The sequence below is a fragment of the Micromonospora alfalfae genome (assembly GCF_022230925.1).
Lineage (GTDB): Bacteria > Actinomycetota > Actinomycetes > Mycobacteriales > Micromonosporaceae > Micromonospora > Micromonospora alfalfae.
Genome location: NZ_JAKKFH010000036.1, coordinates 1 through 19,398 on the forward strand (window position 1 = coordinate 1; position 19,398 = coordinate 19,398).

Here is a 19,398-nt window from a genome sequence, read left to right on the forward strand (position 1 = left end):
CGATCGCGGAGCCGGCCCGGCCCGTTTCGTAACGCCCCCGGGATACCGCTCTGCCGCCGGCCGTACGCGCCGGATGGCCCGGCCTTCCACCCTCGGCCCGACCTGGAACACGCACCGCTGACCGCCCACGCCCGGCATGTCACCGGCCCCTGACCTGCTCCCAAGATCGTGCTCGATTCAGGATGTAGTGGCGTCGGCGTCCGGCGATGCCACTACAACCATGTTCGGGCGCGATCTTGACCATCGGATCGTCGATGTGACGAGCGGTTCGGCCCGTTCTGCCGGACCCGAAGGAGCAGGAACAGGAGCAGGGCGGTCATCGCCACCGCGCCGGGGGCCTTCGTGAAGCGGGCCAGGTTGGTGCCGTCGGGCAGGGCCAGAAAGGTCGCTGCCCCGGCCGGCAGCACGAACCAAGTGGTCCGGGTGGCGGTGAGCGCGAGCAGCGCCAGCGGCCAGGTCGCGTACCAGGGGTGGAAGACCGGGGACAGGACGACGGTGGCGACCAGCGCCAACGCCGCGCCGTGCAGCGCCACCCGGGAGCGCGCCGCCGGAGGACACCCAACCTCAGGACAAGCGAACTCCGAAGACGCGACCAGGGAACTCCCCGCCCCCGAACCCCTCGCCTCGGGAGCCGCGGCCTCGTTCAGCCCGCGCAGCACATGCCAGGCCCGCCACCAGAGCACCAGCAGCACCCCGACGAGCAGCAGCAGCGCCACCGTCCGGACCACCGGCACCGCCTGCGGGTCCCGGCCGAACAGCGCGCCAACGTAGTCGACCACGAAGCCCACGGCGGTGGGCGGTGACGTCCACTGCTCCGAGTCGCCACTGTGGGTCAGCCCGCCCACCCAGCCGAAGCCGAGGCCGGACAGCGCCGAGGTGATCAGCAGCGCGGCGAGCAGCCCTCCGGCCAGCCAACCACAGTGGCGCAGCAACGCCCGAACGGTGTACCGGCCGTGCACCGCGGCCAACACGGCGAACGGCACCACCACCACGGCGCTGGCCTTCACAGTGACCGCCAGCCCGAGCAGCGCGCCGGCCAGCAGCAGCGCCGCCGGGCGACCTGGTCGACGGACCACGACCAGCAGCCCGCACAGCAGCAGCCCGAGCATCACGGCGTCGTTGTGCGCCCCGCCCACCAGGTGCACGCCGACCAGCGGGCAGGCCAGCAGCAGCCAGACCGCCCGACGGGCCGGCACCCCGGCCGCCCGCGCCAGAGCGGGCACGCAGAGCGCGGCGAGCAGCAGCCCCGCCACGGCGATGATCCGCAGCGTCACGAGCGTGCCGGTGAGCCCGCCGCCGACACTCACCGCGAGCGCCGCGAGCAGGACGAACACCGGCCCGTACGGTGCCGGGGTGTCCCGCCAGATCGGCGCCACAGTGTCCAGCCAGGGGCAGCCCGCCGCCGCCACCCCCACGGCGTACGGGTCGACGCCGTGCGCGTACGTCCAGCCCTGGCAGGCGTACGAGTAGACGTCGCGGCTGCCCAGCGGTGGCGCGACCAGCAGCGGTAGCGCCCACAGCCCGGCGGTGACGTACGCCCAACGGGTCGACGGCGCACCCTCGCGCAGTGACCACCACGCCCCGACCAGCAGCACGGTGCCGATCAGCCAGCAGGTCAGCGTCGCCGGGCCGTCCGGGGTTCGCCAGATCGACGCGGGTGTCACGCCCAGCGGGGCGTCGGGCAGTGCCCCGCCGAGGTATCCGGCCACGGCGAGCAGGACAGCGCCGGCCAGGCCGACGTACCGGGCGACGCGGGCAACCGGTGGGCCAGCGGGCGGGCCGGGAGCGGTCACCGGCGCACCTTCCCTCAGTCGGCGGCGACCGGCTGACGGGCCGCCCGAGCCGACCGTACCAACCGGATGACCAGCACGATCACCAACAGCGTCATCAGCGGCGCCCCGACCGTCTTGGTGTAGCGGGGCAGCCCGGTGCCGTCGGGCAGCACCAGGAACGACGCGACCAGGGCGACCACGATGAACCATCTGGTCCGCTGGGCGGTGGCGGCCAGCACGAACAGCGGCCAGGTCCAGTACCAGGGGTGCACCACGGGGGCGAGCGCGACGGTGAGGGCGAGCGCGAGGCCGGCGTGGTACAGCGGGTCGCGGGTGCGGGCCCGCCACCAGACCCAGACGAGCAGGACGGCCAGGACGACCACGGCGATCCCGCGGGTGACCGGCAGCGCGTCGATGTGACCACCGAACAGCGCCGCGACGTACCCGGCCGTCTGCCCCACGGCCGTCGACGGGGACGTCCAGGCGATGGCGGCGCCACCCTGGGACAGCCCGCCGATCCAACCGAAGTCCAGCCCACCGACGACTGTCACGCCGACCACGGCGGCGACGGTGCCGCCGACCACCCAGCCGCCGTCGCGGATCAGCGTGCGGATCCGGTACGGCCCCGCGGTGGCCGCCAGTGCGGCGAACGGCACCACCACCACGGCGGTCACCTTGATCGCCACCGCGATGCCGAGGATCAGCCCGCCGACCAGCAGCATGCCGCGCCGGCCCGGGTGCGCTGCCACCACTGCCAGCCCGCCGACGAGCGCGGCGAGCATCAGCACGTCGTTGTGGGGGCCACCGATCAGGTGCGCGGCGACCAGCGGGGAACCCAACGCCAGCCACACCGCCCGCTTCGCCGGCACACCGGCCCGACGCGCCAGCGTCGGCAGGGCCCACGCGGTGAGGACGACGCCGACCAGCGACAGCGCACGGAACAGCACGATGCTGGCGGTCAGCGAACCGGTGGCCTTCACCACGGCGCCCGCGATGAGCACGAACAGCGGCCCGTACGGCGCCGGGGTGTCGCGCCAGATGACCGAGACCGAGTCCAGCCAGGGGCAGGGCAGTGCGGAGACGCCCTGCTCGTACGGGCTGATGCCGCCGACGAAGCTGGCGCCCTGGCAGGCGTACGCGTACACGTCCCGGCTGCCGAAGGGCGGTGCGATCAGCAACGGCAGCAGCCAGAGCCCGACTGTGACAAGCGCCCAGCGCGTCGAGGGTCCTCCGTCACGTAGCGCCCACCAGGCGTACGCCATCAGGCCGGTGCCGACCAACCAGGCGGCGAGGATCAGCGGACCGTCGGGCCCCTGCCAGATGCTGACCGGGGTGCTGCGCAGGGGGCCGCTGGGAAACGCGCCGCCGAGGAAAGCGGCGAGCGCGAGCAGCATCGAGCCGGCCAGGCCGGTCCAGCGCGCGAGGTGGGAAGGCACGCCGGACATGCTGCCAGCCCGTCGCTGGGAGGCCGACGGCAGGCACTGTCAGCAGTGGCGCGCCGGTGCCAACCCACTGGAGATCGAGTAGTCGCCGGCGGCGCGGACCCGCACCTCGGTCCACCCGTCCGCGCCCTGTCGCAGACACCCGTCCGGGCCGTTCAAGGTGAGCCAGCGCGACCAGCGCACCCGGACCAGCACGTCCCCGGGTGTGGCGGTCAGCCGGACCGCGCCGCGGTCGGCGGCGACGAGTTGACCCGGGGCACCGACCAGCGGGCTCGGATCGACCACGGCGTACATCTGCCAGGTGGAGTCACGCCAGACCTCCCGCAGGTACGGCAGGCCGCCACGGATCAGCGCTGCCTCGTCGCGGCCCCACCTGTCGGCCGGCGCGTCCGGGGCGAGCACCACGTAGCTCACCGCCTCGTGCCGTAACCACTGCTCGTACGTCTGCGCGCTCAGGTTTCCGTCGTAGAACAGCGCGTTGCGGTCGCTGTCGACCTGGCGTTCCCAGCCCCGGGCCAGTGGCACTGTCGGCGGCAGGTACGCGGACTCCCAGTGGTCGCGTAGCGGCACCACCTCGACCCGCCCGGCCGGTTGCCGCCTGTCGAGTTCGGCGACGAGCGGTTGGTAGAAGCTCGCGGCGCTCTCCGGGGCGCCGGCCCGGGTCACGTCGCTCACCATCACCGGGGACTGCCACCAGACTGTCGCGGCGAGCAGCGCGGCCAGCCATGCCCCCGGCAACGCGGCGTACCCGGCCAGCACGGGCAGCGCGAACAGCATCGGCAGTCGTAGCGCGTTGGAACCGATCGGGCTGGGCACGTAGTACGCGGCGATCAGGAGCAGCACGGTGAGCGCCGCGCCGACGCGCAGTACCCGGCGGCGACGCGGCAGCACGACCGCCACCAGCACCGCGAGCGCGACGTTGATGCGCATCGACTCGGCGGAGTACGGCTGGGTGCCGCCGTTGCCGAAGACGAACGCCATCGGGGCGAGCGTGACGGCGGGCGCCACGGCCAGGACGAACCCCTCGGCCAGTGGTCGCTCCGCTCGCCAGCCTCCGGGCAGCGGGCAGCCTGGCCCGTCACCGGTGCGCAGGGCGCCCAGCAGCAGCGCCGCGCCGGCCAGCCCGGTGAACAGCCCGGCGACCGGGCTTGCCGCCGTCGCCAGGGCGGCGCAGACGGCGGCGAGCGTCAACCGGAGCCAGCGCGGCGGGCGTTCCGCGCTGACCGCGCAGAGCGCCAGCAGCCCCAACGCCAACCCGACCGCGAAGGTGATCCGCCCGCTCGCCAGGTTGCCGACCAGCACCACAGCGCCGAGAACACCGGCCAGCAGCGGTCGGCGGGCCCGGTTGCGGGTGAACAGCCAACCCAGCGCTGCCGCGCCAACCACGGCGGCGACCGCCCCCAGCGGACGCACCCCGATCAGCGCGCCCAACCGGGCTGTGAAGAGGCTGTAGCCGTACTGGTTGATGCCGCCGTACCAGCCGAAGTCGACCGGCGCGGCCCCGTACCGCTCGGTGAACCCGGCACGGGCCACCTGGGCGGCGAGGTCGGTGCCCATCGGCGGCGCGAGGAGGAACGCGACGGCGAGCAGCACCGCCACAGCGGTCGCCGCCGCCCAACCCGCGACGCTCCGCCCGGTCGGACGCGGCGACGCGTCAGGCATCGAGGACCCGTTCGGCAGCGGCCCGGGAGCGGCGGCCGGTGCGCAGGTACTCGTCCAGGAACTCCCCCGGGTCGTCGCGGCCGAGCAGCCGGGCCACCCCGGCCAACTCCACCCCGTGCCGGGGCAGTTGGTCGCCGGCCCGACCCCGGACCAGCATCAACGCGTTGCGGACCTGCGCGGCCAGGGACCAACCGGCGGCCATCTCCGCGGCGTCCGCCGGGTCGATCAGGCCGGCCCGCTCGGCCGCCGCGAGGGCGTCGAGGGTACGTGTGCCGCGCAGCGCCGGTATCGCGCCGGCGTGCCGGAGCTGAACGAGTTGCACCGCCCACTCCACGTCGGCGAGCCCACCGCGCCCCAACTTGGTGTGGGTTGCCGGGTCGGCGCCACGGGGCAGCCGTTCGGTCTCCACCCGGGCCTTGATTCGCCGGATCTCGACGACCTGCTCGCGGGTCAGCCCGTCGGCCGGGTAGCGCACCGGCTCGATCATCGCCTCGAACTCGGCGCCCAGGTCGGCGTCACCGCAGACGAACCGGGCGCGCAGCAGTGCCTGCGCCTCCCACACCCGCGACCAGCGCGCGTAGTACTGCGCGTACGCGGCGAGGCTGCGTACCAGCGGACCCTGGCGGCCCTCCGGCCGCAGGTCGGCGTCGACGCCCAGCGGCGGGTCGGGGGCGGGTACGCCGAGCAGTCGACGCAGCTCCTCGGCGACGGCGTGCGCGGCGGCGCTGGCCGCGCTCTCGCTGGTGCCCGGCGGCGGGTCGTAGACGAAGAGCACGTCGGCGTCGGAGAGGTAGTTCGACTCGTACCCGCCGAGCCGGCCCATGCCGATCACCGCGAACCGCAGCCCGGGTGGTGCCGGTTGGCTGGCCTGGGCGGCCCGCAGCGCGGCGGCCAGAGTGGCGTCGGTGACGTCGGCGAGCGCCGTACCGACAGCGGTGATGTCGGACAGCTTGGGGGCCGACCGGTTCGCGCCGTCCGCCCGGGTGGGGCTGGGCGCGAGCGCGCCGGCCCGGCAGAGCACGTCGGCGCAGGCCACCCGGACCAGCTCGCGGCGTCGCAGCGCGCGCACCGCGCTGGTGGCCTCGACCGGGTCGGTGTGCCGGGCCGCCGCCGCCAGGAACCCCTCCCGCAGCACCTCGGGCGCGCGTGGCGCCAGCTCGTTCTCCTCGGCCAGCAGCCGCAGCGCCTCCGGGTCGCGGGCGAGCAGGTCGGCGACGTACCGGGACAACGCGAGGACCCGGGCCAGCCGGCGGGCGACCGGGCCGCCGTCGCGCAGCAGCCGCAGGTACCAGGGGGTGCTGCCCAGCTTGTCGGAGACCTTGCGGTAGTTGAGCAGCCCCCGGTCCGGCTCCGGCGCGTCGGCGAACTCGCTGAGCAGCACCGGCAGCAATGTGCGCTGGATGGCCGCCGTGCGGCTCACCCCGCCGGTGAGCGCCTGGAGGTGGCGCAACGCCCCCGCCGGGTCGGCGAAGCCGAGGATCTCCAGGCGGTTCCTGGCCGCCTCCGGGGTGAGCCGCAACCCGTCGGCCGGTACCCGGGCCACCGACTCCAACAGCGGCCGGTAGAGCAGTTTGGCGTGCAGTCGGCGTACCTCGGTGGCGTGCGTGACCCACTCGGCCCGGAAACTCTCCACGGCGCTGCGCCCCGGCGCGGCGGTGAAACCGAGCGCGGCGGCGAGCCAGCGCAGCGCGCCCGGCTCGGCGGGCACCGTGTGCGTACGACGCAGGCCCTGGAGTTGCAGCCGGTGCTCGACGCTGCGCAGGAAACGGTAGCCGCGCAGCAGGGCCTCGCCGTCGGCCCGCCCGACGTAGCCGCCGGCGACGAGCGCGCGCAACGCCGGGATGGTGCCGGGCGGACGCAGCGTCTCGTCGCCGCGACCATGTACGAGTTGCAGCAACTGGACGGCGAACTCGATGTCACGCAGCCCACCGGGACCGCGCTTGATCTCGCGTTCCAGCTCCTTCGGCGGAATGTGGTCGATGATCCGGCGGCGCATGGCGCGGACGTCCTCGACCGCTTCGGGCCGCTCGGCCGCCCGCCAGACCAGCGGCGCGAGCTGATCGATCCACTCCTGGGCCAGCGGCAGGTCACCGGCGGCCGGGCGGGCCTTGAGCAACGCCTGGAACTCCCAGGTGCGCGCCCACCGCCGGTAGTAGGCCAGGTGGCTGGCGAGGGTCCGCACCAGCGGGCCGCGGCTGCCCTCGGGGCGCAGCGCGGCGTCCACCGGCCAGGCGACCAGCCCGCAGATGTAGATCAACCGGGTCGCCACCTGGGTCGCGGCGGACAGGTCGGCGTCCTCGGCGGCCACGAAGATGACGTCCACGTCGGACACGTAGTTCAACTCACCGCCACCGCACTTGCCCATCGCCACGACCGCCAGGCGGGGCCGCTCGGTCCCCTCCGCCAGCTCCGCGACAGCGATCTCGTACGCCGCGGAGAGCGTCGCGTCGGCCAGCGCGGAGAGCGCTGCCATCGTCTGCTCCAGGCCGCGACCGCCGGTCAGGTCGGCCGCCGCGATCCGCAGCAACGCCAGGCGGTACGCGACCCGCAGCGCCGCCACCGCGTTGCCGCCGTCGGTCGGCTCCAACCGCCCCTCGGCCGTCGGGGCGAGCCCGTCCGGTGCGGTCCGCAGCGCCTGGTAGTGCTCGGGGTGGGCCACCAGGTGATCGCCGAGCGCCGCCGACGCGCCGAGCACAGCGATCAGCCGCCGCCGTAACCCGGGATCGGCGTGCACGTCCGCGAGAAGCGGCGATTCGGTGCCGCCTTCGGTGGCGCGGCTTCCGGCGCCGCCGCCCGTGGCGCGGCTTCCGGCGCCGCCGCCCGTGGCGCGGCTTCCGGCGCTGCCGCCCGTGCCGCGGCTCTCGGCGCTGCTGCCCGTGGCGCGGCTTCCGGCGCTGCTGTCCGTGCCGCGGCTGCCCGTGGCGCGGCTTCTGGCGCTGCTGTCCGTGCTGCGGCTCTCGGCCTCCACGATGCGGTGCAGTTGGCGCAGCGCCAGGTCCGGGTCGGCGGCCCGGGACAGCGCGGCGAGCAGCTCCGCGGCGGCCTCGTCGACCGGCTCCTGCTCGGCCGGCTGCCACAGCCGCAGCCCTTCCGGGCCGAGCAGGTCCGCGGCGCGCGCGCCGCCATCGCCTTCGGCGGTGCCGAAGCCGTACCGGGCGAGCCGGCCCGGTGCCCTGGTCGGCCGGCTCATCAGTGCCCGAGCAACGGCAGGCCGCGCCGCGTCGTACTGTCGTCCAGCTCGCCGAGGGCCAGCGCGGCGAACCGGGCGGCGAACGGTTGCCAGACCTCCTCCACGTCGGCCAGCACCGAGGCGCAGGCCGCGACCACAAGCTCCGGGTCGTAGCCCAGCTCGGCGAGTTGGGTCGAGTCGGTGGCCCAGTCGGCGATCATCGCGGCGTCGCACTCGATGTGGAACTGCAACCCCCAGGCCCGGTCACCGAGGCGGAACGCCTGATGCGGGTAGCGGGTGGAGGCGGCCAGCAGAGTCGCGCCCCGAGGCAGCTCCGTGATCTCGTCGGCGTGCCACTGGAGCACGTCCGGGATCAACGGCACGTACCGGAACAACGGGTCGTTCTCCGCGGCGTCGCGCCGGCCGACCACGCCGGGGCCGACCTCCGGCCCGGACGGGCTGCGCTCCACCAGCCCCGCGTGCGCGGTGGCGAGCAACTGCGCGCCCAGGCAGACCGCCAGGGTCGGCACCCGGTACCGGACCGCCTTGCGCAGCAGGCCCTCCACGGCCGGAAACCACTGTGCTCCGGGCGAGCCGTCCGGCAACGGGTACGCCTGTTGGTCGCCGCCGAGCACCACCAGCGCCGCGTACCCCTCCAGGTCGGCGGGGAGTTCGTCGCCGGCGTGCGGGCGTACCACCCACAGCTCCAGCCCAGCCTCGGTCAGCCACTCACCCAGCCGGCGCGCGTCGTCCGTCGGGTCGTTCTCGATCACCAGCGCGGTTGCCACCCGTCGAGGCTAGCCGGTACGCCGCACGGCACCACGCCCCGGCACGGGCTGCGCGGCCTCCCGCCGCCCGTGCACGGGTCCCGACCACGCCGGGGTGATTAGGCTCTGCGGTTGTGATCAGCGAGGACACCGCCGCCGTACGCCCGCCCGTGCTGCGCCCGGGTGACACGGTGCTGCTGGTGTCGCCGTCCGGGCCGACCTCGCCGGAGCGGGTGGCCCGGGGCATGGAGCTGCTCACCGGCTGGGGTCTGCGCCCGGTGCCGGCGCCCAACGCGTACGCCCGTCACGGCTACCTCGCCGGCACCGACGACCTGCGCGCCGCCGACCTGAACGCGGCCTTCGCCGACCCGGACGTGCGTGGGGTGATCTGCACCCGTGGTGGTTACGGCGCCCAGCGGATCGTGGACGCCATCGACATGGCCGCCGTCCGCCGCGACCCGAAGGTGGTGGCCGGTTTCTCGGACATCACCGCTTTGCAGTTCGCACTCTGGCGGGGCGCCCGCCTGGCCGGGGTGCACGGCCCCGGGGCGGCCTGGCGCGACGAGCGGACGCCACTGCGTTCCGCCGAGTCCCTGCACGCGGCACTGATGACCACCGAACCGGTGTCGATCACCGCGGTCCCCACCGAGGAGACCTTCGGCGTACGCGTACCGGGTCGCGCCACCGGCACCCTGCTCGGCGGCAACCTGTGCATGATCGCCGCGTCGATCGGCACGCCGGACCTGCCCGACCTGACCGGGGCGGTGCTGTTGATCGAGGACGTACAGGAGCCCCCGTACAAGGTCGACCGAATGCTCACCCACCTGCGCCGGGCCGGCGCACTGGACGGACTGGCCGGGGTGGCGGTCGGGCAGTTCACCGACTGCGGCGACGGCTGGGACACCACAATCGTCGACGTGCTCACCGAACGTCTGGGCGACCTGGACGTACCGGTCCTCGGCGGCCTCCCCATCGGCCACGGCCCCAACCAGCTCACAGTCCCGGTGGGCACCACCGCCACCCTCGACACCACCACCGCCACCCTCACCGCAACCCCCGCAGTCCACTAACCGGGCTCCGCTCCCCCGCCCGCCCCCGGGCGCCCACCTCCGGCACCGTTGATCATGAAGTTGTTGTCACTCGCCACGGCGTGTCGCGGCAATAACTTCATGATCGCCGCCGGGTGGGTGGGTCAGGTGGGCTATGGCGCCGATTTCCAGGGCGGCCCAGATGCCCGTGGGGGTGCGGGTGATGCCGTGGGGTTCGGCGTTCGGGGTGGGTAGGGCGTAACCCTCGATTCGCCCGGCGGGGTCGAGGTGACCGATCCGGTTGGCACCCCACTCGGTGAACCACACGCCGCCATCCGGGTCGGCACTATCGCGTGCGGGCGGGCCGCCCGGTCCGGCAGCGGGAGCTCGACGATCTCTCCATCCCTGTCGATCCGACCGAGCTGACCGGCGGCGATCTCCACGAACCAGATGACGCCGTCATCGCCCAAGGTGATGCCGACCGGGCCCGCCTTCGCTGTGGGTAACGGGTGCAGCGTGACAGTGCCGTCGAGGTCGATCCGACCGATCGCGTTCGCCTGGTTGAGTGTGAACCAGAGAGCCTGGTCCGCCCCGGCAGTGATCATCGAGGCGAACCCGCCGGTCACCGGCAGCGGGAACGCGGTGTGGGTGCCGTCGGTCTCCACCCGGCCGATGGTGTCGGAGGTCATCCCGGCGTACCAGAGCGCGCCATCAGGCCCAGCCGCGATGCCGCCTGGCCCGGTGCCGGCCGGTAGGGCGACGGTGCGCTGCTCACCGTCGACGGTGATCCGACCGATCCGGTCGTCTCCCGAGCGGGTGAACCAGAGCGCCCCGTCCGGCCCGGCCGTGATGATCAACGGGCGACCGCCGGCCGGATCCAGCGGGTAGGTCCGGACCTCGCCGTCAGGCGACAACCGGGCGATCCCGCCGGCATGGGCCAACGTCAGCCACAGCGCGCCGTCCGGGCCAGGCGTGATGCCGTACGGTCCGGAGCCCGGCTCGACGAGTGGAATCTCCCGAATCTCGACGGTCATGCCGCAGTGTCCTTCCGTCGGTGAATCGTCCACCCTGACCCCCCGGCCAGCGACGACACAACCGATTTCGCCCACCGCCCGGCCCTGATTGTCAGCTCGCTGACAGGGTCGCCACGGCTTCCGCCCAGACTGCCCGGTCACAGTCGGTCACGACAGCGCAGGATGACCGAACCTCTGGAGGACAGCATGTCCCGCACCATCCGCAGGAAGCACCTGCTGGCCGGCCTGGCCACCGCCGGCGTCCTCGGCGTCGGGATCGCGGCCCCGACGATCGCGTTCGCCGCCGACACTCCCACGCCGACACCGAGCGCCAACACCGCCCTCGCGCCCGACGCGGCGCCCGGCGGGGCCCCGGGTGCGAAGGCCGACCGGCAGGGCGAATTCGCCGAGGCGCTCGCCAAGGAGCTGGGCGTTCCCACCGACAAGGTGACCGCCGCACTGGAGAAGATCCGCGAGCAGCACCGCCCGGCCGACCGACCGCAGCGCCCGTCCGCCGAGGACCGGCAGGCCGCGCTCAAGCAGCGCCTGGACCAGGCGGTCAAGGACGGCAAGCTCACCCAGGAGCAGGCCGACGCCATCACCACCGCCGTTGAGGCCGGCGTCTTCCCCGGCCCCGGCGGCCACCGCGGCCCGGGCGGCCACCACGGCGCTGGTACGCCCGGCAAGTAGTCCGACGAGCCCGGCCCCGGCAGGCGCCAGCAGGCCGGGGCCGGCCTCGGTACCCCCAGGACAGGCCCGGTCCGCCCTCGACACGCCCCACAGCAGACCCGGGCCACCCCCGACACACCCCCGGGCAGGCCCGGTCCGCCCCGGCACACCCCGCAAAAGGCCCGGTCCGACCTCGACACGCCCCACAGCAGGCCCGGTCCGACCCCGACACACCCCCGGGCAGGCCCGGTCGGCCCACGCCCGCAGCAGGCCCGTTCCGACCTGTCGGGCCCGGGCCGGCCCGGGCCTGTACCGGCTTGATCGACTCGGTTTCCGTGAAGTCGCGGTGTCCTGCGCGCTCGGACACCCCGACATCATGAAAGCCGAGTCGATCACGCGCGGCCCGGGAAGGAGCGCGGCCCGGGAAGGGGTCAGGGCTGCGGGGGCGGGGGCGTGAACACGCCCAGGTGGTTGCCGGCCGGGTCGAGGAGGTGGGCCAACGTGAGACCGCTCGGAGTCGTACGCGCCGGCACCAGCACCCGCCCTCCGGCAGCTTCGGCCTGTCGGCAGGTTTCCGCCACGTCGACGACCTCGGCGTAGAACACCGCGTAGTTGGGCGACGTCCCGTCGGTCGCCCGGATCGCCCCGCCGATCCCGGTGTCGCCGCCGGCCCCGGTCACGCGGTAGGACCCTCCGTTGGTCGAGCCCTGCTCCTCGAAGGTCCAGCCGAACAGGTCTCCGTAGAACCGCTCCGCGTCCTCGGGCCGGTCGGTGCCGATCTCGAACCAGGTGATGGGCGTGGTGGACCTGGACATCTCATGCCTCCAGAATTTCCGTGCCGGCCGATCGGCCGTCGTCTGGAGCAGTCTCGGGGTCGTTGGCGACAGCGTCCTGTCGGTGTTTTCGGATCACCCGGCGGGGTTTCCAGCGACGAGACTCACCATGGCCCGCCGCCCCGCCGACAGGTCTCAGACCAGGCCGCCGCGCCGAGCCCCTCTCAGAGCCGAGCCCGTCTCAGACCAGGCTCAGCGGGCGGACCCGCTCGTGCGGAATGTCGAGATCCGTCAGGCGTAGCTCCCGGGCCACCACGTCGGGCAGCGCACGGACGCTCCGGATCCGATCCGTACGGAAGCAGCGCACCTCGTCGCGCAGACGGCACCAGGCGACCAGGTACCAGTGTCGGGAGTTGCCGAGGTAGCCGAGTGGCTCGACGTCACGGGTCGAGTCGGCGCCGGCGCGGTCGGCGTACCGGATGCGCAGCACCCGGCGCGCGGCGACCGCGTCGGCGACGGTGGCCGGGACGGGCGTGGCCGGCCCGTCGCCGATCAGGTGCACCCGGCCGGCGAGGCGGTGTGCCTCGGCGGCGTCGGCGGCCGGCAGCACCGCCACCAGCTTGCGCAGCGCGGTGGCGGCCGGCCCGGCGAACGGGGAGCCGGCGAGCCGGTGCAGCGCCACCGCCATAGCCACCGCCTCGGCGGCGGTCAGGTTGACCGGCGGCAGGGTGCGGGCGCGGTCGAGGACGTAGCCGCCGGTGCGCCCGGGCTCGGCCCAGATCGGCACCCCGGCCTCCTGCAACGCGCCGAGGTCCCGTTCGATCGTCCGGCTGCTCACCTCGAAGCGCGCGGCCAGCCAGCTGGCACTGCGCGGCCGTGGTGACACCGCCCGCAGCTCCTCGACCAGCGCGTAGAGGCGATCGGTGCGGTTCATGCCCGGCACGCTACGGCCGGGGTACGACGCCCGCGGCGACCGCCCACCGACCGCGAGCGCCCCCGCCGGCCAGAGATCTTGGACAGTTTCCGTCAGGAGATAACGGAAACTGTCCAAGATCTACACAGCCGCAGACGCACAGCCGCCAGCCGCCCGCCCGCAGGCGCACACCCACCAGGACGCACGACCGCAGGCGCACACCCGCCAGGACGCACGACCGCAAGCGAACCGCCCGCACGGCGGACCGCCCACACGACGAACCGCCCGCACGACGAACCGCCCACACGACGACGCGGAAAGCCGCCTCAGGCGATGCAGGCGCAGACGATCAGCGCGGCCCCGAAGTGGGTGGCGGCGCTGACCCGGGCGGCCGGGTGCGGCTCGGGTGAGCAGATGACCTCGCCGAGCTTGCCGGGGGTGAGCAGGTCCAGCACCAGGAAGGCCAGCGCCATGATCGCCAACCCGACCAGGCCGAAGACCACTGTGGAGGCGAGCCCCTTGCCGAAGTCGCTGTAGCTGGTCAGGATCGCGGTGAAGACGATCCCGGCGATGCCGAGCTGGTTGGCGGCGAGCAGCAACCCCGCGTTGGCGTTGCGCTCGACCCAGATCAGGTCTCGCAGCCGTCCCGGGGTGAGCAGGTCGACGAGCCCGAAACCGGCGGCCATCAGGCCGACGCCGACGATCCCGAACACGACGCTCTGCCAGGCACCGCTGAACAGATCCTCCAGCACCGACTTGCCTCCCGACTCTCCGCCCGGAGGGGTACCGGCGCGGTGATCGAGACGATAGCGGCAGCGCGCAACGGCGTCAGCCCCTGCGTCTACAGGGCCAGGTAGCGCTGCCGCTCGTACGGGGTGACCTCACGGCGGTACTGCTCCCACTCGGCCCGCTTGTTGCGCAGGAAGAAGTCGAAGACGTGCTCGCCGAGCACCTCGGCGACCAGTTCGGAGCCGGCCATCACGTCGATCGCCTCGGCGAGGTTCTCCGGCAGCGCCTCGTAGCCCATGGCACGCCGCTCAGCGCTGGTCAGCGACCAGACGTCGTCCTCGGCGCCCGGCGGCAGCTCGTACCCCTCCTCGATGCCCTTCAGGCCGGCGCCGAGCAGCACCGCGAAGGCGAGGTACGGGTTGGCCGCCGAGTCCAGCGAGCGGACCTCGACGCGGGCCGAGTTGGGCTTGCCGTACGCGGGAACGCGGACCAGCGCGGACCGGTTGAGGTGACCCCAGCAGACGTACGCCGGGCTCTCGGTGATCCGGTCGGGCAGGTGCTGCGGGAAGAGCCGCTTGTACGAGTTGACCCACTGGTTGGTGACCGCCGTGTACTCCCGGGCGTGCACCAGCAGGCCGGCGATGAACGACTTCGCCACCTTGGACAGCTTCATCGGGTCGCCGCCGTCGTGGAAGGCGTTGCGCTCCCCCTCGAACAGCGACAGGTGGGTGTGCATCCCGCTGCCCGGCTGGTCGGTGAACGGCTTCGGCATGAAGCTGGCCTGCACACCGGTGGAGAGCGCGACCTCCTTGACCACGTGCCGGAAGGTCATGATGTTGTCGGCGGTGGTGAGCGCGTCGGCGTAGCGCAGGTCGATCTCCTGCTGGCCGGGCGCGACCTCGTGGTGGCTGAACTCCACCGAGATGCCGATCCGTTCCAGGGCGAGTACGCCCTGACGGCGGAAGTCCCGGGCCACCGCGTGGGTGGTGTGCTCGAAGTAGCCGCCGGTGTCGACAGGGGTGGGCACCGAGCCGTCCTGCGGACCGTTTTCGAGCAGGAAGAACTCGATCTCGGGGTGGGTGTAGAAGGTGAAGCCCTTCTCGGCTGCCTTGGACAGCGCGCGGCGCAGCACGTGCCGGGGGTCTGCCCAGGACGGCCCGCCGTCGGGCAGCAGGATGTCGCAGAACATCCGGGCGCTCTCGCCGCTGACGCCGCCTTCGAAGGGGAAGACCTGGAAGGTGGTCGGGTCGGGCATGGCCACCATGTCCGATTCGAAGACCCGGGCGAAGCCCTCGATCGCCGAGCCGTCGAAGCCGATGCCTTCCTCGAAGGCCGCCTCGAGCTCGGCGGGGGCCACCGAAACGCTCTTGAGCGTGCCCAGAACGTCGGTGAACCACAGCCGGACGAACCGGATGTCCCGCTCTTCCAGCGTGCGGAGGACGAACTCCTGCTGACGGTCCACTTCCCCAACCCCTCGCGACACTCTTTTGTCCGCCTTGGCCGGGCTGCACCCGACCTGATCGCCCAGTGTTCCCGGGCCTGGTTACGCAGACGTTACGCGAACTGCCGCCGGCCGTCCCTTCGTGTCCCGCCCGGCGAGCGCGTGCCCCCGCCGTACCACGGCGTCCGCCGCCACGACGGCCGAGTTCCTGCCGCTGCGGCGTCGCGGCGGGTGGCGGCAATCTCGTCCGAGGGTACGGATTGTCGCGCGGGGGCTGGGGCAAGATGAAGGCATGCCCACCCTGCGTCTCGCCCTGTCCCAGGTCAACCCGAGCGTCGGCGACCTCGCCGGAAACGCCGACCTGGTCCGCAGCTGGACTCGCCAGGCCTCCGATGCCGGTGCCCAGTTGGTGCTCTTCCCGGAGATGATGCTGACCGGGTACCCGGTCGAGGATCTCGTCTTCCGGCGTTCCTTCGTCGCCGCGTCCCGGGCCGCCGTGGAGCGGTTGGCCGCCGACCTGGCCGCCGATGGTCTCGGCGAGTTGCCGGTCGTGGTCGGCTACCTGGACGCCGACGGCCCGCCGCAGGTCAGCGGGGACGCCGAGCCGGGCCGAGGTGCCCGCAACGCCGCCGCGCTGCTGCACCGGGGCGTCGTGGCCGCCCGCTACTTCAAGCACCACCTGCCCAATTACGGCGTCTTCGACGAGGACCGGTACTTCGTCTCGGGTGACGCGCTGACAGTTGTGCGGATCGGCGGCGTGGACGTCGCGCTGACCATCTGTGAGGACCTGTGGCAGGCCGGCGGTCCGTTCGCCGCCGCCCGGAGGGCCGGCGTCGGCCTGGTCGTCAACATCAACGGCTCGCCGTACGAGCTGAACAAGGACGACATCCGGCTGCCGCTGGTCCGCCGCCGCGCCGCCGAGGCGGGCGCCGCCATCGCGTACGTGAACATGACGGGCGGCCAGGACGAGCTGGTCTTCGAGGGCGACTCGATGATCGTGACCGCCGACGGTGAGCTGCTCACCCGGGCACCGCAGTTCGTCGAACACCTGCTCGTGCACGACGTCGAGTTGCCGGCCGCCGCCGCCGCGCCGACCACCGAGACGCTGGCCGACGGCATGCGGATCGTGCACAGCACGCTGGACGGCATTCCGTCCACGCCGTCCGGCCCGGCCGCCACCGGCGGGCTGATCGAGCCGGTGGCCGACGAGGCCGAGGTGTGGCAGGCGCTGGTGCTGGGTCTGCGCGACTACGTCAACAAGAACCGGTTCCCGTCGGTGGTGCTCGGTCTCTCCGGGGGCATCGACTCGGCGGTGGTGGCGGCGCTCGCCGTCGACGCGCTCGGGCCGGACCGGGTGGTCGGGGTGTCGCTGCCCAGTCAGCACTCCTCGGAGCACTCCCGGGAGGACGCCGCCGACCTGGCCAAGCGCACCGGCCTGGACTACCGGGTCGAGCCGATCCAGCCGATGGTCGACGGCTTCCTGGCCAACCTGTCGCTGTCCGGCGTGGCAGTGGAGAACCTGCAGGCCCGGGTCCGTGGCGTGATCCTGATGGCGCTGTCGAACCAGGAGGGCCACCTGGTGCTGACCACCGGCAACAAGAGTGAGCTGGCGGTCGGCTACTCCACCCTGTACGGCGACTCGGTGGGCGGTTTCAACCCGGTCAAGGACGTCTGGAAGACGCTGATCTGGCGGCTCGCGAAGTGGCGTAACAGGGACGCGGCGCGGCGCGGTGAGACAGCCCCGATCCCGGAGAACTCGATCGGCAAGCCGCCGAGCGCCGAGCTGAGCCCGGGCCAGCTCGACAGCGACAGCCTGCCCGACTACGACGTCCTGGACCCGATCCTGATCGGCTACGTCGACGGCGACCTCGGCCGCGACGGGCTGGTCGAGTCGGGTCACGACCCGGCGATCGTGGACAAGGTGCTGCGGCTGGTGGATACCGCCGAGTACAAGCGACGGCAGTCGGCGCCGGGCACGAAGATCTCCATGAAGGCGTTCGGCCGCGACCGCCGTCTGCCGATCACCAACCGGTGGCGCGAGCACGGCTGAGCCGTACCCCTGGGGGTGCCGGGTCGGTGGCGCGGCCCGGCGCCGCCGCGCGGTGACCTCACGGCGCGGTCCCGGGTGGCCAGGTGGGGCGGCCCCGCGCTGGTGGAGTGACATCTTGCACTGGGCCCTGCCGTCAGCCCGTCTCGCGGTGCGACGATCGCGACGGAACCCGGGGACCGCGCAGGCGGCCTCGAGGAAGGGAGACAGAGATGGTGGAGTCCACTCCGCACGAGGTGACCGCGTTGTACGGCGGCCCGGCCACCCGACGGGTCCGCACCCGCGACCTGATGGCCGCCAAGGAGCGCGGCGAGCGCTGGCCGATGCTCACCTCGTACGACCAGTACACGGCGTCGATCTTCGACCAGGCCGGCGTTCCGGTGTTGCTGGTCGGCGACTCGGCAGCCAACAACGTGTTCGGCTACGAGACCACCCTGCCGATCACCGCCGACGAGCTGCTTCCGCTGGTCCGGGCAGTGGTGCGGGCGACCCGGCAGGCGCTGGTCGTCGGTGACCTGCCGTTCGGCTCATACGAGGAGGGCCCGGCCCAGGCGCTGCGCACCGCTGTCCGGTTCATGAAGGAGGGTGGCTGTCACGCGGTGAAGTTGGAGGGTGGCCGCCGCAACGCCGCGCAGATCGCCGCGATCGTCGGCGCCGGCATCCCGGTGATGGCGCACATCGGCTTCACCCCGCAGAGCGAGCACACCCTGGGTGGCTACCGCGTGCAGGGTCGCGGCGACGCCGCCGACGAGGTGCTGGCCGACGCGCGGGCGGTGGCGGAGGCGGGCGCGTTCGCCGTGGTGTTGGAGATGGTGCCCGGCGAGGTGGCCAAGCGGATCACCCACGAGCTGCCGATTCCCACTGTGGGCATCGGCGCGGGCCCGGACACGGACGCGCAGGTGCTGGTCTGGCAGGACATGGCCGGGCTGCGGACGGGCAAGGCGCCCCGTTTCGTCAAGCGGTACGCGGATCTGGCCGGCGCTCTCACCGACGCCACCCGCCGTTTCGCCGACGAGGTCCGCGGCGGCGAGTTCCCCGCCGCCGAACACACCTTCTAGGACCGGGCACGGCGTGATCCGCACGGTTGCGCAGAAAGCGGGGTGTCCCGGGCACCGGGACACCCCGTCTTCGTGAAACCGGAGTGGATCGCGCCGCTCGCGGGTCAGAGGTCGGTGACGCGGATGCCGGCGTGCGCCTTGTAGCGCTTGTTGATGGCGATCAGGTTGGCGGTGAACGCCTCGATCTGGTGGGCGTTGCGCAACCGGCCGGCGAAGATGCCCCGCATGCCGGGGATCCGGGCGGCGAGCGCGCCGACGATGTCGACCAGCTCGCGGTCCTCGGTGCAGATCAGCACGTCCAGGTCGATCCGGTCGACCTCGGGGTCGGCCAGCAGCGGAGCGCTGACGTGGTTGAACGCGGCGCAGACCCGGGAGTCGGGCAGCAGCGCGGCGGCCTGCTGCACGGCGCTGCCCTCGGCGACGGTCAGCGCGTACGGGCCCTGCTTGTCGAAGCCGAGCGGGTTGACGCAGTCGACGACGATCCGGCCGGCGAGCGGCTCGGCGAGGGCGGCGACGGTGGCGGCGTGCCCGTCCCACGGCACCGCGATGATCACCACGTCGCTGCGTCGGGCCACCTCGTCGTTGGCCGCACCGGTGACGCTGCCGCCGGCCGGCACCCCGGGCAGGGCGGCGATCTCGGCCGCGGACTCGGCGGCCCGCTCCGCCGACCGGGACCCGATCAGTACCGTCTGGCCGGCCCGCGCGAACCGGTAGGCGAGGCCCCGCCCCTGGTCGCCGGTGCCGCCGATGATGCCGACAGTCAGCCCGGACACGTCGGGCAGGGTGCTCGCGTCGTATGCCATTCCCTCATCCTCGCAAACCGCTCGGCCGGTCAGCAGCGCCGAGCGCTGTGAGAATCCCCGCTGCCGCGAGCGACAGCGCCGCCGAGGACCGGGCCAAGGCCGGCGACCACGC

General features: G+C 73.3%; 14 protein-coding genes and 1 pseudogene. 4 read left to right on the top strand and 11 right to left on the bottom strand.

Annotation, left to right across the window (positions count from 1 at the left end; all coding sequences use genetic code 11):
* Positions 1 to 212: 212 nt before the first annotated feature.
* The 5 genes from mptB (MED01_RS27465) to MED01_RS27485 are packed head-to-tail and all read right to left on the bottom strand — an operon-like array spanning position 213 to position 8,833.
* Positions 213 to 1,793: a polyprenol phosphomannose-dependent alpha 1,6 mannosyltransferase MptB gene (gene mptB / locus MED01_RS27465; protein ID WP_238671420.1), complete on the bottom strand. Its 1,581-nt coding sequence runs from the start codon at positions 1,791 to 1,793 to the stop codon at positions 213 to 215.
* A gap of 14 nt (positions 1,794 to 1,807) precedes the next feature.
* A complete protein-coding gene (mptB, locus tag MED01_RS27470; RefSeq protein ID WP_238671421.1) occupies positions 1,808 to 3,208 on the bottom strand; it encodes a polyprenol phosphomannose-dependent alpha 1,6 mannosyltransferase MptB in 1,401 nt (466 codons plus the stop codon).
* A gap of 48 nt (positions 3,209 to 3,256) precedes the next feature.
* Entirely contained in the window at positions 3,257 to 4,876 is a 1,620-nt protein-coding gene (locus MED01_RS27475; protein WP_238671422.1) for a hypothetical protein, read from the bottom strand.
* Positions 4,869 to 8,066, bottom strand: a complete 3,198-nt coding sequence (locus MED01_RS27480; RefSeq protein WP_238671423.1) for a bifunctional [glutamine synthetase] adenylyltransferase/[glutamine synthetase]-adenylyl-L-tyrosine phosphorylase — start codon at positions 8,064 to 8,066, stop codon at positions 4,869 to 4,871. Before MED01_RS27480 ends, MED01_RS27475 begins: the two co-directional genes overlap by 8 nt.
* Entirely contained in the window at positions 8,066 to 8,833 is a 768-nt protein-coding gene (locus MED01_RS27485; protein ID WP_238671424.1) for a type 1 glutamine amidotransferase, read from the bottom strand. Before MED01_RS27485 ends, MED01_RS27480 begins: the two co-directional genes overlap by 1 nt.
* 113 nt (positions 8,834 to 8,946) lie before the next feature.
* Here MED01_RS27485 and MED01_RS27490 point away from each other — a divergent pair, with 113 nt between their 5' ends.
* The gene (locus tag MED01_RS27490) at positions 8,947 to 9,882 is read left to right on the top strand and encodes a S66 peptidase family protein (RefSeq protein WP_238671425.1); all 936 of its coding nucleotides are present in this window, start codon (positions 8,947 to 8,949) and stop codon (positions 9,880 to 9,882) included.
* A 66-nt stretch (positions 9,883 to 9,948) separates the two neighbouring features.
* On the opposite strand, the pseudogene MED01_RS27495 reads toward MED01_RS27490, so the two are convergent.
* Positions 9,949 to 10,874 (bottom strand): annotated as a pseudogene (locus tag MED01_RS27495) (Vgb family protein).
* 186 nt (positions 10,875 to 11,060) lie between these two features.
* Between MED01_RS27495 and MED01_RS27500 the strand changes: the two are divergent.
* Entirely contained in the window at positions 11,061 to 11,543 is a 483-nt protein-coding gene (locus MED01_RS27500; RefSeq protein ID WP_238671483.1) for an NADH-quinone oxidoreductase subunit E, read from the top strand.
* A gap of 410 nt (positions 11,544 to 11,953) precedes the next feature.
* Here MED01_RS27500 and MED01_RS27505 read toward each other — a convergent pair whose 3' ends face one another.
* From MED01_RS27505 to glnA, 4 genes are all read right to left on the bottom strand, one after another.
* The gene (locus MED01_RS27505) at positions 11,954 to 12,337 is read right to left on the bottom strand and encodes a VOC family protein (protein WP_238671427.1); all 384 of its coding nucleotides are present in this window, start codon (positions 12,335 to 12,337) and stop codon (positions 11,954 to 11,956) included.
* A gap of 199 nt (positions 12,338 to 12,536) precedes the next feature.
* Positions 12,537 to 13,229 (bottom strand): helix-turn-helix transcriptional regulator, encoded by a 693-nt coding sequence (locus MED01_RS27510; protein WP_238671428.1) that lies wholly within the window; start codon positions 13,227 to 13,229, stop codon positions 12,537 to 12,539.
* Positions 13,230 to 13,534: 305 nt separating this feature from the next.
* Positions 13,535 to 13,960, bottom strand: coding sequence for a DUF350 domain-containing protein (locus tag MED01_RS27515; protein WP_238671429.1), 426 nt, complete (start codon positions 13,958 to 13,960; stop codon positions 13,535 to 13,537).
* Between the two features lie 89 nt (positions 13,961 to 14,049).
* The gene (gene glnA, locus MED01_RS27520) at positions 14,050 to 15,399 is read right to left on the bottom strand and encodes a type I glutamate--ammonia ligase (protein ID WP_124855802.1); all 1,350 of its coding nucleotides are present in this window, start codon (positions 15,397 to 15,399) and stop codon (positions 14,050 to 14,052) included.
* Between the two features lie 271 nt (positions 15,400 to 15,670).
* On the opposite strand from glnA, the gene MED01_RS27525 reads away from it, so the two are divergent.
* The gene (locus MED01_RS27525; RefSeq protein ID WP_238671430.1) at positions 15,671 to 17,428 is read left to right on the top strand and encodes an NAD+ synthase; all 1,758 of its coding nucleotides are present in this window, start codon (positions 15,671 to 15,673) and stop codon (positions 17,426 to 17,428) included.
* Between the two features lie 209 nt (positions 17,429 to 17,637).
* Positions 17,638 to 18,483: a 3-methyl-2-oxobutanoate hydroxymethyltransferase gene (gene panB / locus MED01_RS27530; protein ID WP_124855798.1), complete on the top strand. Its 846-nt coding sequence runs from the start codon at positions 17,638 to 17,640 to the stop codon at positions 18,481 to 18,483.
* Positions 18,484 to 18,587: 104 nt separating this feature from the next.
* Here the strand turns inward: panB and npdG are convergent, their stop codons facing one another.
* Positions 18,588 to 19,286, bottom strand: coding sequence for an NADPH-dependent F420 reductase (gene npdG / locus MED01_RS27535; RefSeq protein ID WP_238671431.1), 699 nt, complete (start codon positions 19,284 to 19,286; stop codon positions 18,588 to 18,590).
* Positions 19,287 to 19,398 lie beyond the last annotated feature (112 nt).